General features: G+C 54.6%; 17 protein-coding genes. 1 reads left to right on the top strand and 16 read right to left on the bottom strand.

The genetic code is table 11. From position 1 onward, the window contains the following. Position 1: 1 nt before the first annotated feature. The 15 genes from L383_RS20315 to L383_RS24735 all read right to left on the bottom strand — a co-directional run bounded on the left by L383_RS20315 (position 2) and on the right by L383_RS24735 (position 12,811). Positions 2–3,283, bottom strand: coding sequence for a phage tail tape measure protein (locus tag L383_RS20315; RefSeq protein ID WP_023332593.1), 3,282 nt, complete (start codon positions 3,281–3,283; stop codon positions 2–4). A gap of 34 nt (positions 3,284–3,317) precedes the next feature. Then, a complete protein-coding gene (locus tag L383_RS20320) occupies positions 3,318–3,581 on the bottom strand; it encodes a phage tail assembly protein T (protein ID WP_000050396.1) in 264 nt (87 codons plus the stop codon). A gap of 23 nt (positions 3,582–3,604) precedes the next feature. After that, positions 3,605–4,006 carry a phage tail assembly chaperone gene (locus tag L383_RS20325; RefSeq protein WP_023332592.1) on the bottom strand — a complete coding sequence of 134 codons (402 nt, stop codon included), beginning with the start codon at positions 4,004–4,006 and terminating at the stop codon, positions 3,605–3,607. A 54-nt stretch (positions 4,007–4,060) separates the two neighbouring features. Further along, the gene (locus L383_RS20330) at positions 4,061–4,531 is read right to left on the bottom strand and encodes a phage tail tube protein (protein WP_023332591.1); all 471 of its coding nucleotides are present in this window, start codon (positions 4,529–4,531) and stop codon (positions 4,061–4,063) included. Between the two features lie 54 nt (positions 4,532–4,585). Then, positions 4,586–4,933 carry a tail completion protein gp17 gene (locus tag L383_RS20335; protein ID WP_023332590.1) on the bottom strand — a complete coding sequence of 116 codons (348 nt, stop codon included), beginning with the start codon at positions 4,931–4,933 and terminating at the stop codon, positions 4,586–4,588. Continuing rightward, positions 4,930–5,379: an HK97-gp10 family putative phage morphogenesis protein gene (locus L383_RS20340; protein ID WP_023332589.1), complete on the bottom strand. Its 450-nt coding sequence runs from the start codon at positions 5,377–5,379 to the stop codon at positions 4,930–4,932. Before L383_RS20340 ends, L383_RS20335 begins: the two co-directional genes overlap by 4 nt. Continuing rightward, the gene (locus L383_RS20345; RefSeq protein WP_023332588.1) at positions 5,376–5,714 is read right to left on the bottom strand and encodes a phage head closure protein; all 339 of its coding nucleotides are present in this window, start codon (positions 5,712–5,714) and stop codon (positions 5,376–5,378) included. The genes L383_RS20340 and L383_RS20345 overlap by 4 nt, the downstream gene beginning before the upstream one ends. Before the next feature lie 9 nt (positions 5,715–5,723). After that, positions 5,724–6,050, bottom strand: coding sequence for a head-tail connector protein (locus L383_RS20350; RefSeq protein WP_023332587.1), 327 nt, complete (start codon positions 6,048–6,050; stop codon positions 5,724–5,726). 42 nt (positions 6,051–6,092) lie between these two features. Then, positions 6,093–7,304 carry a phage major capsid protein gene (locus tag L383_RS20355; protein WP_023332586.1) on the bottom strand — a complete coding sequence of 404 codons (1,212 nt, stop codon included), beginning with the start codon at positions 7,302–7,304 and terminating at the stop codon, positions 6,093–6,095. A 9-nt stretch (positions 7,305–7,313) separates the two neighbouring features. After that, entirely contained in the window at positions 7,314–8,162 is an 849-nt protein-coding gene (locus L383_RS20360) for a head maturation protease, ClpP-related (protein ID WP_023332585.1), read from the bottom strand. A gap of 13 nt (positions 8,163–8,175) precedes the next feature. Next, positions 8,176–9,480 (bottom strand): phage portal protein, encoded by a 1,305-nt coding sequence (locus L383_RS20365; RefSeq protein ID WP_023332584.1) that lies wholly within the window; start codon positions 9,478–9,480, stop codon positions 8,176–8,178. Continuing rightward, the gene (locus L383_RS20370; protein WP_023332583.1) at positions 9,480–11,216 is read right to left on the bottom strand and encodes a terminase large subunit; all 1,737 of its coding nucleotides are present in this window, start codon (positions 11,214–11,216) and stop codon (positions 9,480–9,482) included. Before L383_RS20370 ends, L383_RS20365 begins: the two co-directional genes overlap by 1 nt. Then, entirely contained in the window at positions 11,216–11,713 is a 498-nt protein-coding gene (locus tag L383_RS20375; protein WP_023332582.1) for a phage terminase small subunit P27 family, read from the bottom strand. The genes L383_RS20370 and L383_RS20375 overlap by 1 nt, the downstream gene beginning before the upstream one ends. A 157-nt stretch (positions 11,714–11,870) precedes the next feature. Continuing rightward, complete coding sequence (locus L383_RS24740; protein WP_032619870.1) at positions 11,871–12,221, bottom strand: HNH endonuclease; 351 nt, start codon at positions 12,219–12,221, stop codon at positions 11,871–11,873. Beyond that, a complete protein-coding gene (locus tag L383_RS24735) occupies positions 12,221–12,811 on the bottom strand; it encodes a hypothetical protein (protein ID WP_032628818.1) in 591 nt (196 codons plus the stop codon). The genes L383_RS24740 and L383_RS24735 overlap by 1 nt, the downstream gene beginning before the upstream one ends. A gap of 162 nt (positions 12,812–12,973) precedes the next feature. Here L383_RS24735 and L383_RS20380 point away from each other — a divergent pair, with 162 nt between their 5' ends. After that, positions 12,974–13,231, top strand: a complete 258-nt coding sequence (locus L383_RS20380) for a hypothetical protein (protein ID WP_023330772.1) — start codon at positions 12,974–12,976, stop codon at positions 13,229–13,231. A 100-nt stretch (positions 13,232–13,331) separates the two neighbouring features. Here the strand turns inward: L383_RS20380 and L383_RS20385 are convergent, their stop codons facing one another. After that, positions 13,332–14,789, bottom strand: a complete 1,458-nt coding sequence (locus L383_RS20385; RefSeq protein ID WP_023332581.1) for a glycosyltransferase family 2 protein — start codon at positions 14,787–14,789, stop codon at positions 13,332–13,334. Positions 14,790–14,799 lie beyond the last annotated feature (10 nt).

Below are 14,799 nucleotides of genomic sequence, written 5' to 3'. Positions count from 1 at the left end.
ATTATCGGGTTCCTTTCATTGCGTTCCAGATGTCGCCGCCGGGACGAATATCACGCATCACATTCTGCTTATATCGCTGATCGACAAATTTCCCGACCTCGGCACCAAATTGCTCAAGGCCTGGTGAGGTTTGCGTTGAGGTGTTGCCGTTGCCATCGATGGTGATATAAACCTGTGGCGCAGACGATACGGACTGACCGCCACCGCCTCCGACCGCACGAACGCCGAGAGAACCATCCGGCGCACGCGTCAGCGGCATAATCGCCTCCGGCCCAGCCTCGCCCATGATTCCGGCCCCGCCTTTTGAGAAAGCGAACATGGTGGGGTTTCTGACGATCCCATTACTGAAAGCGCTAAGAGATGGAGAGTCATAAACTCCGCCTTTGGCGTTAAACTGGAAGTTCGATCCGTAACTGGAAACCGCCGTACCGGTGCTGGCTGATGCTCCCGCACCGCCCCCGAAGAAGCTGCCTACACTGCCGATGAGTGAGCCAAAGATGCCAGAACCAGAAGATGCCCCACCCATCGCACTGACCACCGCCATCTGTAGCGCCACTTTTTCGATGATCTGCAGGACAGAAATCCCCCACGATTTCCAGCTAACTTTATTGCCTTCAAGCATTGAGGTGACGTTACCAAACGCACTGTCGAGTGTGGTTTTCACCCCGTCAGAGACCGTGCCGGATACGTCACTGATTTCATCAAACCAGTTGGCATAGCCGCGTGATACTCCGGACATCCAATCCGCTTCAGCAGCGGCTATAGCCTTGTATTTCTTATCCAGAGCATCGAGGGCCGCTGCGCGCTGTGCTATGGCCTCGGCGCCGCCGTCCGTTTTAGCAAAAACACGGTCGATCTGTTGCGTCTCGTCGAACCGGCTGCGCTGGCGATCACTCATGCCTGCGGTTTCGGTTGCCAGCGTCGCCTCATCCCTGAACTTTCGGGCCGCTTCAGTTAAGTCCTTCAGGGCATCAGCCTGTTCGCGCTGCTTACGCACGTTTTCATCGGCCTTTTGCGTCCATTTCGCCAGCTCTGCTGAAGATGCCTGAATTGCCCTGCGCTGCTCGTCTGTCCATTTAGTGCCTGCCTGATGTGACGCTGCATAAAGATCGGAGGCTTTTTCTCCCTCCGTTGCTCGCACACGCTGCACATCAATAGCCACGCTCAGATCGGCCATCTTACGGGAATACTGTTCAGCGGTACTGGCCGCTTCACGCTCGGCTTTACTCTGTGCATTCGAAGCAGCTGTGGAGGTCTTTTTAGCCTCAGCCGCTGCCGCATCCTTTTTGGCTGCCTGATCTTTGTTGTAGATGTACTGGGTATAAAGCGCCCCTGTCAGCTTCAAATCTTCAGCTTCATAGACATGCTGCTGATGGAGTTTTTCTAAGCCGCTGAGGCTGGCCAGCTCGTTATCGCGGCGCGAGCGCTCCAGTGCGGTTTGCTGTTGCGGTGTTGCGTTCGCCAGTGAAACGACGGGTCCGGCATATTGCGGCGGCTTGGCGCCAGCGGTCGCTGACATTGAGCGGTTAAGCAGGTCATACGCACCTTTCAGGATAGAGACGGCGCCAGCCTGTTCGATAGCCTTTTGCGTGGCCAGATCGCTGGCCTGGTTTACCAGCTTCTGCGTTTGCTCGACTTTTGAGGCTGCCTGTTCGCGCTGGTACTCCAGCTGGTTCAGCTTATCGGTCAGCTCGATATTTTTGGCCGTGATGTCGGCCTGGTCCATGAAAGTGTTGATCAGGGTCAGCGTCGGATGGCGGTTATAGTCCTGCTGGATTTGGTCAACCGCCTTAAGGCTGTCTTTCACCTTCGCGATCTGAGAGTCGAGGTCGGCCAGGTCCTGTTTTTGCGCCTGTAAAGATGTACGGGCATCAGCCGCGGTCGAACGCAGGCCAAGCACCGACATCTGCTGGAGCTTGGTGTTGATCTCGTCGAGGTTGTTGGCAAAACCTACCGCCTCACGGTGCACCTGCTGGGTATGCTGATACAGGCCATACATCGCAGCGCCGGCACCGATAATCACTCCAGGCCAGCCACCGAGAATACCAAGAACGCCACTACCCAGGCGGGACATCACCGAGGCTGTATTGGTGAGGTTATTAACGGCCGAAGTCCTGCCAGCAAGCGCCGTATTCAGTGATGCCTGAGCAGCAGCAAGATTACGCTCAGCGACAATCTGAGCCTCAATACTCGTCGCCGCTGCACGCGCCTGTTGAGCGCGGTAAACAGCCTGGCGACCAGCAGCAACGCTAACCTGAGCTCCACGGACCTGAGCCTGCGCCAGCGCGACCTCGGCGGCCGTATTAGCGAGGACTGCCCGGGTTGACTGAGCAACGCTGCCGACCATGTTGCCAAAATAACGAGCGAGGCCAACACCAACCAGAAGACCGGCTGTATTTGCCACATCATCGATGTTATTCGCCAGACCATCCAGCACGCCAGAAAGCGTGGATGATGCGCCGACAGCATCATTCGCCCCGCCAACCCATGCGAGAAAAGCGTTTTGCACTTTCTGTGCAGATCCGCTGATGGATGCAGGAAGGTTGTCGAATTCTTTACGGAGGATCTCAACGTTGGTCAGCAGCGGGACGATCTTGTTGGTCGTCAGCTCGCCATTGTTGGCCATATTTCGCAGGCCACCAACAGTGGTACCCAGCCCATCAGCCAGCAGTTTCGCCAGGCGGCCGCCGTTCTCCATGATGGAGTTAAATTCTTCACCTCGCAAAACGCCTGAGCCAAGTGCCTGGCTAAGCTGGGTGATAACAGAACTCGCCTCTTCGGTACTGGCGCCAGACAGCTTCAGTGAGGTTGCTACGGTTTCCGTAACTTTTGCGACGTCAGCAGAAGCGTAACCGGCATCTCGCAGGGACTGCGCAATTCTGCTGTACAGGTTGCTGTTTGCCTCTAGGGATGTTCCGGTGCGCTGGCTAATCTCCATCAGCACGCGCTGGGATTGCACGTAATCCTCACTGGAAGAGGACGCAAGGCGAAGACGCCCATTCAACTGGTTCCACGTGTCGGCAAACTGAATCAGCTGATGCGTGGCAAATGCACCAGCCCACGCACCGGCAAGCCCGGCAGCAGAGGAGCGCACGGTTGCAAGTTGAGAATTCAGGTCAGCCAAAGACCGCTGAGTTTCACGCGTGGCCGCTGCAGCTTTTTTCCCGCCCTGTTCCATAGTGCGGTAGTAATCGGTTCCCATGCGGGACGCTCTGGCGATCTCTGACTGGAAAGAAGAGGAGTTCGCCGAAATTTTGATGATTAGCTCGCGCAGCGTTGCCATATTTCACCCATAAAAAAGCCCGCAGCCGCGGGCATCAAAGACTGGACATCCATTCTTCAAGTTCAGAGACTTCAGCGCCTTCTTCCTGCTCACCCCATTTCAGCATCACGTCAGGAATGGTGAATTTCCCGCCCTGAGAGTTCAGCATTGCAACGGAGATCTGCGCCGCCTGAGCATCGGCGCGCCAGTCACCAATCGGACTGATGCGGTCGAACTCGATCCACATTTTGAGCTCGCTGGCGGTCATGGTCTGGCGCAGTTCGTGGAGAGTGCGCCCCAACCGGAGCGCCAGCGACATCAGGAAGAAGGTCAGCGGCTGCTTTACGGCTTTCCCGCTTCTTCCTGGCTCATGCCGAGGTTGAGGGCCTGAGCCAGCAGGCGGGAGTGCACAGGACCATAGATTTTAGATACCTGCTCCTGATCCTCATCGCTGAATACGCGCTCGCCGTTTTCATCCAGCAGAACGTCAATAAACAGAACCACATCAGCCTCTTTGTTACGCAGAAACTTTTCCGCCTCCGTCAGCGTCGGTGCCTCTTCGCCCTCGGCGAGCTGGGGATTAACGATCTCCCGGAATTTCACCCAGGCATCGCCAGAGGGTTCACGCAGCGTTACCTTTGCGCCATCCCATTCAGGGACCGTGATACCTTCTTTGGTGCGATAGGCTTTCGATGCTGTAAGCGCCACGTTGCGTAATGAATTCTGTGATTTTTTTTGCGGCATTTCATTTTTCTCTTGTTACATGATCGAAGGGATAAAAAAAGCGGCCGAAGCCGCTCAGGAACCAGACGCGTAGATGCGTTTAGGTTTGCCGCGTACACGCAGAGAATAGGTAGCGCCAACAACGGAAGAGGTTGCAGCAGACCATGAGCTCTGGCGTACCTCCACCAGCACATAGAAACCGTTACCAGACGGGAACACCACACGCAGCGCGCGCAGTTCGTCATTTTCGTAAGCAGTCTGCAGTGCCTCCTGTGCTGCTTCATCGCCAACCCAGTTACGGGTAATGCTCATTTCAGCAGGCGCGGCGAGGCCGTTGGTTTGCTCCTGTTCAGTTGAGCAAAGCGTGGTTACGTCGATATCCCCTTTCTGCCCGCCGGTGAAGGTGATCTCCTTTGTTGCACAGGCCGCTTCCAGCCAGGTAATGCCAGCCCCCGGGAAACCTGAGGCGTTAAAATCCTCGGCGGTTACGGGTGCGTCGGAGACGGCAAAGGTCATCCCCTTTGTGACTTCATACTTACTGGTCATGGTTTCTCCAGTTAAAAAAAAGACCGCCGGAGCTGTCTGTTATGGTGGGTAAAGTTAAACGGTTACCTGAAATTCGAGCGTTGCCCGGTGATAGCGCAGATCAGGCTCATAGCCCGGCGTTTTCACAATGCTTTCCGGCTTCAGCACCTGCAGTGCATCAAGCGCCATATTCCTGATCGTGCTCGCTTCAGCGATGGTGCTGGAATAGACATCAACCTGCACAGAAACGGCAGATTCAGCCTGACCGCAAAGAACGTCTGCGGCCACGTCGGTAATAATCGAGAAAGTTACCCAGGGCGGCGAGACTGAAGGCTTCCCGTCACTGCCGAGCGGCGCAACGTAGGGATAAACCTGCCCTCCGGCCAGCGGCGCCAGCAGAGGATAGAGATCTTCTTCCGTCATTTGCTTAATGCCTCGTCAATGGCCTGGTTCATGCGCCTGATCGCAACCTCTGTCGCCTGCTCCTGGCGAACATCGAACGCGGGACGAATGAAAGGGTGCGGTGGCATGTTAACGGTTCCCATTTCAACGAATCGCCAGTAAAAGGCGTTTCTCGGGTTCTTCGCCTTCATCGTGTTATCGCTGTTGCCGGTGCGCGGGTTAACGCCACGAATATGGACGCCGGAAGAAATTTCCCCGCGGCGGCGGCTTTTTTGGGTCACCACCACCACGTTTTTTTTCAGTTTCCCGGTGCGCACCGGCGCGCGGGCGATCACTTCTTCCTTAAGCACTTCGGCGCCAGCGCGCGTGGCATCACGCAGAATCTTGTTGTTTTCAGCGCGGCTAAGCGCCTCCAGATCCTTTGCGATGTCATTCAGTCCGGAAAAATCGAGGCTTGTCTCAATCATTTTTCGGTACCCTGTTTGCAGAGAATTTCGAGCTGAATGCCACGAGAATCAGGTATTGGCGGACCAATAATATTCAAAATTGCCCCCTTGAACGGGCCAATAATCACCCTGAGTCTGGACGCAGCAGTTATATCGCTACGAAATCGTGTCCATACTCTGATAGTGGCGACGGCAGTTTCAGCGCCTGCGGCTACCGGTTCACGCCCACTGATACCCTTAACTTCTGCCCAGATTTCTGCGCCGTCATGCCAAGTTTCAACAGGCTGGCCAGAAGGATCTCTCGATGTTGTGATGTTCTGAACCACCACCCTGTCTCTCAGTCTTCCAGCCTGCATAAAGTCCTCCTATATCCCGTAAATTCGGTATGGCTGCAGAAGAGCCTCTACGGCGAAAGGCACCGCAGATGTAATATTTCCGATGTTCACAGCCTCTCGGTTTGCATACCAGTGACCAATCAGCAGTAGCATGGCCGCCGTCACATCATCATTAAGAAGAATCGGGTCCGGGTCGTCTACGTAGCCAGGGGAACTTTGATTTTCATAGAGCGTTCTCCGTGTCCATGTCTGGACGTACCGGGCCGCCGCACCTGTGTAAATCTCCAGCAGAGCATCATCACCCGTAAAGTCGGTATCAATGCGGCAATGCTGTTTCACCACATTCTGATCAAGCATTTGTTTGCCCCGAAAAAAGCGGCCCGAAGGCCGCAATAGTTATCAGCTACCCGCGCCGGTGCTGAATGAACCGTACACGAACGCCTCAGGGCGTTTCACAGCCAGCGCCAGACGTTCTTCGCAACGGATGGTGATCATGTTTTTCTCGAAGTCGTCGGCGTTCTCCGTGGAGATAACCACGTTCGCATCTTCGCGGTCGAAGATTTGCGCACCAGCGTTAAATGCACCGGTCAGGAATTTACCCTGGAAGGCTGCCGCTTCCGTTGCAACAACCGGCAGGCCCCACAGAGTCGGACCAGTCAGCGCCGCAGGGTTCGCCAGAATGTAACGACCCAGGCTGTCTTTGGTCAGCTCGATCCGCGCCCAGTCAATGAAGTGAAGAACATGACCAGACGCCGGGAAGCGTGCCAGCTGTGCCTGCAACATTGCCAGACGCAGATCGTCAATCCCGCTCTGCTGTTCGACAGTGAACGCCGGATTGAACGCTGACGCCTGAGGAACGATGCCGTGCAGATGAACGCCGGTACCATCACCGAAGAGAATTTCCTGCTCTTCTGCATACTTCAGTCCGTAGCGCATTTCGGCATCAACGGTGGACTGCAACTGTGCGAAGTCATCCAGGATCTGCTTTGAGGCTTTGAACAGGTGCGCGATGGTGCTGACGCCAGTGATTTTCGGCGTAAACTCAATGTCGCTGTAGGGTTTCTGCGTATTTTCAGGAACCACTTTCGCGTTATTGGTAAAGCCTGTCTGCTGCACCCAGAAAATAGCTGAGGAGGACGTACGACCTGGAGCAATCAGATCGCGGATGAACAGACGCTGTTTCGGTGCCGTATCGATACCCGGCAGGCGCTGTGGCTCTACAACACCATCAGGCACATCCACCGAAGTCAGGGCGGCCTTAACCGGGATGCTGATGCGCTTACCGCCTTCCACGCTGGAAGCAAAGGTTTTCAGGGCTTCAGCGGAGATCACCTGGTGGCCAACGGACTCGACAACCTGTTTCGCGTTTGCCAGCGGCATCTGGGCAACATGTTGCTCCAGTTCGCCCATTGAGGCCTTCAGGGTTTTTTCAGCTTCACGCAGCGCATTGAACTCAGAAGCCATTTTATCAACGGCTGCTTTTGTTTCTTCTGACAGCCTGCCTGACTTCTGTGCCTCTTTGAGTGCGTCTTCTGCTTTCGCGTTGAATTTGCCGGTTGCCTCTTCAATGCTGGCAGTGACTTTTTTCAGAATTTCGTTTACTTCAGACATAAAGGGTCCTTATTTGACTAACGCCGCAAGAGCGCTTTCAAGTGAATTGAGGGTTTCAGGTTTGATATCTTCGGCAGCGCCCGGCGTACCGTCGTTGGTGGTGACAGCGCCAGGCATGCCACCGGATAAGGCTTTAATGAGTTTTCTGCGCTCAGAGCGCGGGGTGTTGGTTTTAGCCAGCAGCGCATCAAGTTTGCGAAGCGCGGCCGCGGGTGATTCATCGCCATCACTGACCGCATCAGCAGAAAGCAGGCTGTCTGCCAGTCCCTTCGCCACAGCGTCACTGCCACCGATGTAACTCTCGGCATCCATCAGTTTCTGAACAGCTGCCATATCAAGGCCGGAACGCGCCGCGTAGATGTCTGCCATAGCGTTATCGAAGGGCTCCAGAGACTGTGCCAGTTCCGCGAAGTCATGGCGGTTACCCATCGCGTAGACCCAGCAGTTGTGGATCATCAGGAAGGCACCACGACCGATCTGAATATCATCCCCGGCCATCGCAATGACTGAGGCAGCGCTGGCGGCGATACCGAGCACCTTCACCGTCACACGGCCTTCGTATTCACGTAGAAGGTTGTAGATTGCCAGGCCTTCGAACATGTCACCGCCAGGGGAGTTGATATTGACCGTGACGTCGGCGCCATTCATCGCCCGTAGCGCACCGGCGATACGTTTGGCTGTTACGCCTTCACCCCAGTAGTCCTGCCCGATCACATCAAAAACAGAAATACTGTTGTCGTCGGTGGACGCGGCTTTGATCCCGCCATCCCAGCGATCCAGGGCGGAGGGTAAAGTTTCACAGGTGCCTCGCGCGCAGGGGCGACCCGCCGGTGCTGCCGGAAGTTGTTTTTTGCTCATCAGGAAAGTGCTCCTAAGCGGCCTGTTTCAGCGGAGATTGTTCAAAGGAAATATCAGGGAATATGTGGTTATGCAGTTCTCTCAGGGCCAGAGCCTGAACAACAGGATTGCTGCTTTCGAGATTTTTCAGTTGCGTCAGGTTGAGCTGAACGGTGTAAATGTCACCCCCTTCAATCGGTGGCATATTCTCAAGACGGCGCACGTCATTGCGGGACATCCACCCATTCTGGAGCGCGCTGGTATAGTACGCAGCACGGCCCGCGCTGTCGGCGCGCAGCAGTCCTTCTACAGAGAACTCCGCGAACACCTCATCATCGCTGTCCAGCAGGCACCGCCCTATTTCCTGCTCTATGTTCACCAGCAGGGGGCGCAGGGTATGTGTCAGGAACTGGAGGTTCATGCCCTCCAGACTGGATGCCCAGCTGCTTTGCTTCGTGGTGTGACCGACCATGAAAGGCGGAACGCGAAACCAGCGGCAGATCTCCTCAATGCTAAAGGCGCGGCTTTCCAGCATCTGGGCGTCTTCGGGATTCATGGTGACGCCCTGGTACTTCAATCCGCCTTCAAGCACCATGATTTTCCCGGCGTTTTTTGAACCGGTAAATGCAGCCATGTAGCTGCGAAGTCTTTCACGTTGTTCTTCAGTCAGCGCATTCTCAGCGGAGAGAAAACCTGAACTCTGAAGCCCCTGTTCAAATATCTTCGCAGCAGACTCCTCAACCGCCATTGCAGAACCGATCACATCCCGGCCTGTTTTCATCGGCATCATGCCGCAAACGCCGTCAAGACCGAACCCGCGAATGTGCATGATGTTTTTGACGGGAATGACTCGCTCGTTACCGTTTTCAGTGTATTTGTATTCCAGCGCCCCGGTCGTGAGACGTTTAACCACCATGTTCTGCGGCAGCAAAGGCACCAGCGAAACCAGGCGGTTTGCGATGAATTTCTTCTCAATGAAGGCGTTCCCGCGCAGGCAAATACTGGCGACCACCATCAACATAAATCGTGATGGTGTCATTTCTGAATTGGGTCGGCGGCACAGTATCGAGTAGGCCGGATGATCGGTTGCCGCTTTACGCGAACCGTCAGGCTGTCGAACGTATATTTTCAGCGGAAGTGTTGAAATAGACTCGCTTAACAGCCTTACGCATGCCCATACAGCCGATAGCTGGATGGCCTTATCGGCCGTTACCACCTTTCCGCTGCTGCTGGTACCAAACCATTCCTCCCAGAACGTGCCGGTAGTCAGGCTGATAGGCACACCAAGCCAGTTAAGCAGAGCACTTTTAACCCTGCCTGGCCGTTTGTTTTTTTTCATCAGAAACCTACCATGATGGGATTATTGAAGAATCCGGAGAGATCCTGCTGGTCATTGCCACCGTTAACCAGAACGCGGCTCATTGCTGTGAACAAGGCCGCAGGGCCATCAATTTTTGCCTCTGGTGTGGACTTATTCGGGAAAATGTTCTCGTTCCGGTCAGGTTTGACGGTTACGTTGGACATCATCCAGTTCATCACCGGGTGATCGCTGTGATGGAAGCGGCCACCGTATACCAGCGCTTCGACCTCTTTCATCGCCTCAGAGAAATTACGAACCGTCTGCGGAACTTCCACCAGCGGCAACCCTTCTTCTGCCAGCGCAAGGCTGAACTGCGTCGCACTCCACGGGTCGAAGCCAATTTCTTTCAGGCTCTCGCCAGCTACCCACAGCTGCAGCTCTTCCTTAATCTGAGCATGGTCGATTACATCCCCGTCGGTAAGGATCAGCTTGTCCATCCCGGCCCACTTACGATAGAGCTCTGCCATCTGGCGTGAACACTTCTCAAGGCGTCCCTCCGGCAGCCAGAATTTAAAATCCGCATGAACGTGTCCACCTGGCGCGCGCCAGACTTTAGCGGCCGCACAGATATCAATTTTGTTTGACAGGTCAACGCCCACCCAGGAGGGATAGGTTTTAAGTTCGTGCTGCGGGGCGATAAACTCGCATCTCTCCCATTTCATCATGTCCATCCAGGCTGACTCAGCGGTAACCCAGATATTCATGTGCTTGGTGAAAAAGTTAATCCTGGCCGAAACCTGCTCTTTTGCCTTTTTAGCCAGGCGTCTCAGATCATCCCAGCGCTTACAGATACCCAGTCCCGGATTGGCCTTCTGCCAGACTTTTTCATCAAAGGGATCGTCGCCTTCATCTAAGGTGTAGATGATTGCAAAAAACGTATCGTCTTTTACCAGGCCACGCAGCACCTTTATGGCGTAATCACGCAGTTCGTAGCAGATACCCTCTTTGTTAAATCCCGCTGTGGTGATGCCGAAAAGCAAAGACTGCAGGCGTGCGCCGGTTGCCGTCTCCAGAACGTCCCAGACGTCACGGGTTTTATGTGCATGCAGCTCGTCGACAATGGCGCAATGGATGTTCAGGCCGTCGAGGTTATTCGCATCTGATGATAATGGCTCGAATTTGGAGGCCGTCTGCTCCTGGTAGATAGCGAGCTTGTTGAATTCGAAGATCCGCCCAAGAGTGGCTTTCGCCTTCTTGACCATATTTTTCGCGTCTTCAAAAACAATGCGCGCCTGGTCACGGGTGGTTGCAGCGGAATAAACCTCCGCCCCGCCCTCGCCGTCTGCGCCAGCCATATAGAGACCCACGCCGGAGCAAAGTGTTGATTTGGCATTTTTACGGGCCACCTCAACATCTGCTGTACGGAAACGCCGAACCATCACCGGCCGACCGCTGCCGTCGTTACGCAGGACGGTTTCCCCCGTCTCTTCGTTAAGCAGCGGGATTACAAAACCAAAGATATTAATCAGGATGAAAACATGCCAGTCCATCAGCTCAATAGGCTGGCCTGCCAGCGCGCCTTTGACGTGAGGGACAAAATTATAGAAATTCAGAATGTGCTGCGCGCGCGGCTCACTGAAGAAAATACCGCGCTCTTCGCCGTGGGCCAGATCGTCAAGAAAACGCTGACAGGCAAGGCGCACATACTCACAGGCAATAATTTCCCCCGCCACCACTCTCTCGGCGTAGCGGATGCCTTCTGCAACCTTAGCCATTAATCCCTCGCTTTCATAAACTCGGCCAGCGGGTCAACCGCATCAGGACCTTTTGCATTCACTTTAGAGCGGCTGGCTGGCGTCATGCCGAACTCACCGAGCATGGCGCGCAGACGTTTCCAGGCATCAGCTTTCATGATGGCGGCCGGGTGAGCCTTGATCATGCGAATCTCTCGCTCTTTGCCTTCGTCTGGCTCTTCGTCGCTATAAACGGCGTAGGTGTAGCCTTCTCTCTCCAGCGTATCGCAGTGATGTCGGTACTCGGTGTAAACCTCAACCATAAGCTCAAGCGCTCTCGCGTCAAGCTGCGACATGACGCCAAGCGCATCGAGCTCTTCAGCCATTCGCCTGAACCAGTATTTACCCTGCTTGTCGAAATGCTTCGGCGTTGGGGGTACCCCAGCAGCGGGCTTTGGTTCGTTTTCGTTGATCGGGCGTTTTGATGGGTTACCCCTCACCAAACGTAGATGGGTCGGGGTTTTCGGTGGTCCAGACATAATCGAAAACTCCTATTAATCATCGAATGGGGGACCCCATAAAAAAGATTTCTAACCTGCGGCGATGTGAAAAGAGGTCAGGCGGCGGTCCTTTGGCGCGTCGTTCCTGAACTTTCAACCCGCCCTCCCCTTCGGTCTATTCAAATGAGAATTGATGTCATTTGAGTCTTTCGACCGCTGTTTTCGCCCTGTGGCAGGGCTTGCAGAGGCTTTCGAGGTTGGAAAGGTCATCGGTTCCCCCATTTGCTTTGGCGGTGATATGGTCCACCGTCTCAGCGGGTGTATACCTTCCATTTCGCAGGCATTCCTGACAGAGGTGTTTATCCCTGTCGAGAACGATTGGGCGCAGCCTGTCCCACTTACTGCCATAACCGCGCTGGTGCCTGCTCTGTCCTCGCTGATGCTGCTGCCAGCCTTCGTTAAGATGCTTTGGACAATAGCCTGAGCGGTCTGTGGTTGTGCCAGGACAGCCACGCTTGCGGCATGCTCTCGGTATTAACGCAGGCATCAGGCTAATCTCCATGCCCGGCGGCGTTCTGTTCGTGGTGCTGAGTCAGGGTGACACTCGACTGATTCAAAGTCTGCATGGTCCACCAGCGAGTAACACGGATAGACCACAGCGCCGCCATAAGCATCACCAACGGCATAATCGGCAGGCTTGCTGCTGTCCCATCGAGAAAGGACTCGTTCAATATGCTGAGGAGGTACGCTATAACAAACGCCGTGTATCAGCCGCGGCAGTGTGATGTAGTCAGCCTGAGTCTTATCAGCAATAATCAGCCGTTCGGCTATCTGCATCTGGTACTGCGGCGGGCGGCCAGTACCGAGATAAAGGCTCAGCATGTCGTCAGGGAAGCGGGTCAGCCAGTCGACCACCAGCTCTGCAAACCAAGGAACGGGCATCGCATCGTCTTCCAGCACGACCACCCGGCAAGGTTGCTCAGCAGCCCATTCAAGTGCTCGGCGATGGTTAGCATTAGCTCCACCGTCGCCCTCATCAATTAGAAGATGGGCACTGATGCTTAAAGCCAACGCCTCAGCCTGTTTCCGTCGGGCGTGATGGCCTACAACGCATAACTTAAACTCTTCAGCCACCAGCGAATCTCCAATAAAAAAGCCGCACGATGGCGGCTACTGTCTGAATATCAGGGTGTTGCTTCTCATTAACCCTGGTTAAGGTAAGCATTCAGCCCGTCAGTGGTGGGACACTGGCGCACTCAGCACAGAGGGATGGCTGTTGACCTCTGTATAAGGAAATGTATGGATAGCAAAGAGCTTTTTGACAGAATTTTCACTCTCGAGTTACAGGTTGGATTTCTCATCCCTAAAATGATCAGAGCCATGGATAAATTGAGTGTGAATAATGGCGTTTCCACTTATCTGATCGCTGAAATGGAAAATCTCGTAAAAGAGCTTCCTAACTCCGCAGCCTCTCATGATGAGAGATTTCTCAATGCCGCCATGGACGCTCTGGCAACGGTGAAGCGCTCTTTAGACCAGCCGCCCAGTCAAGAATAGATTCTTTTAATCGGTCTAACATAAGCGTCTCATTTTTGTCGGGGGCGCTTTTCTTTACCAGCTTAACCACGTTTTCTTCGTTAGACATGCAAACTTCTCCTTATTTATGTTTAAACCAGGCGTACTCCTTACCGATACCTTCAGACTTAAACACTGTGTGAATGCGCGGCCCAGTAACGATGCGATCGCCAAACGACTTAGCTACGATGCCAAAGGCCATCATGTCACCCACCGCGGCGCCAGCCTGTTCTTTCTTCCAGAAACGATAACTCTCAATCCGGTAGTAAAGACGGATGATGCCCTGAGCAAACGCCATTACATCAGCGCGGGTACCACCAAGCAGACCAGCATTAAGCATCACATCGTTGCGGTGCGCTTTGATGAATTCCTGATAGATTCGCTCAGGATGATTCTGCTTTGCCCAGGCGTCGGCGTATGTCTTCGGTTCTGAACCGACATACACCTTCCCGGGCTCCATTTCTTCCCACGGCGCGCGAAGCATTTCGACATCGGTACCATCAGTACACCAGACGAACCGGTATTCCGGGTGATCTCGCAGGTGCTGCCAGATGTGCAGCCAGCGACGAAAGTAGACATTCATCTTCACGTCAGGTACGAGATACAGCTCAACATCTGCCGGGGCCGTCAGTAATTCATCCACCAGCGCAATACGGCCACAATTCCGAAGCGATGCCGACCACCTGCTCAGCATGTCAGGCGAGGCCGTCAGTTTGGTACCGCGCTGCGGGTCAGGCTGACTTGTGAGCAGCGTTGTGATTACCACGTCGCGCTGCTGCCTGTATTCAACATAACCGGTATACCCGGTATCACGCCGTTCGTTGTGTATCTTCACGTTACGTTCCACCAGCGCCTGTCGGTCTGGCCTCGGCACTGAACGCTCTACGGCCTCATGCTCATCGAGAGAATGGATAAGCTTTTCTGAACCGACGACATCAGCGTATGCCCACGTCGTGAGGCCAGCGTTATGAATCCGCAGGGCGAGGTCACTGTGTTCGTACATGCCGCGACCATAAACCGGATCGAATCCGCCCACCTTCTCGATGGCGCTGCGGTGGTAGGAAAGCATCACGCCGCGCTGCCCGGTGTAAGCAACATGCTTATCATCACGGTACAGCTCCGCCATGTCGTGCAGCTTATTGCGCCCGGCCAGATCCAGAAACTGGTAAGCCAGGTGCGGCTCAGGTGATTCGATGTAGGGAAGATGCCAGTTATCGGCGATAGGCCAGGCGTCATCATCCCACAGAAAAAGATGCTCGCATCCGGCATCCATCAGGGCTGACAGGCTGGCGTTCTTCGAAGCAACAATGCCGAGTGATGTTTCATGGCGAAGCAGCTGCACGCCGTGGGGAACTACCGCTGCAGGTTTAGAACCATCATCGACTACCACCACCAGCGCACCGGCGGGAAGATGCTTCATGTGCTGTTCGAGTGCTCGCTTTAAAACGTCTGCGCGCTGATGCGTCGAAATGGCAATGCCGATCCGTGATGAAACGACGCTGGCGGGAACGTATGGGACACCATCAATAGTGACCTGCATAGTTATCCTC

It is taken from the genome of Enterobacter sp. MGH 37 (genome assembly GCF_000534515.1).
Taxonomy (GTDB): domain Bacteria; phylum Pseudomonadota; class Gammaproteobacteria; order Enterobacterales; family Enterobacteriaceae; genus Enterobacter; species Enterobacter kobei.
This window is presented reverse-complemented; position numbering and strand designations above follow the sequence as displayed.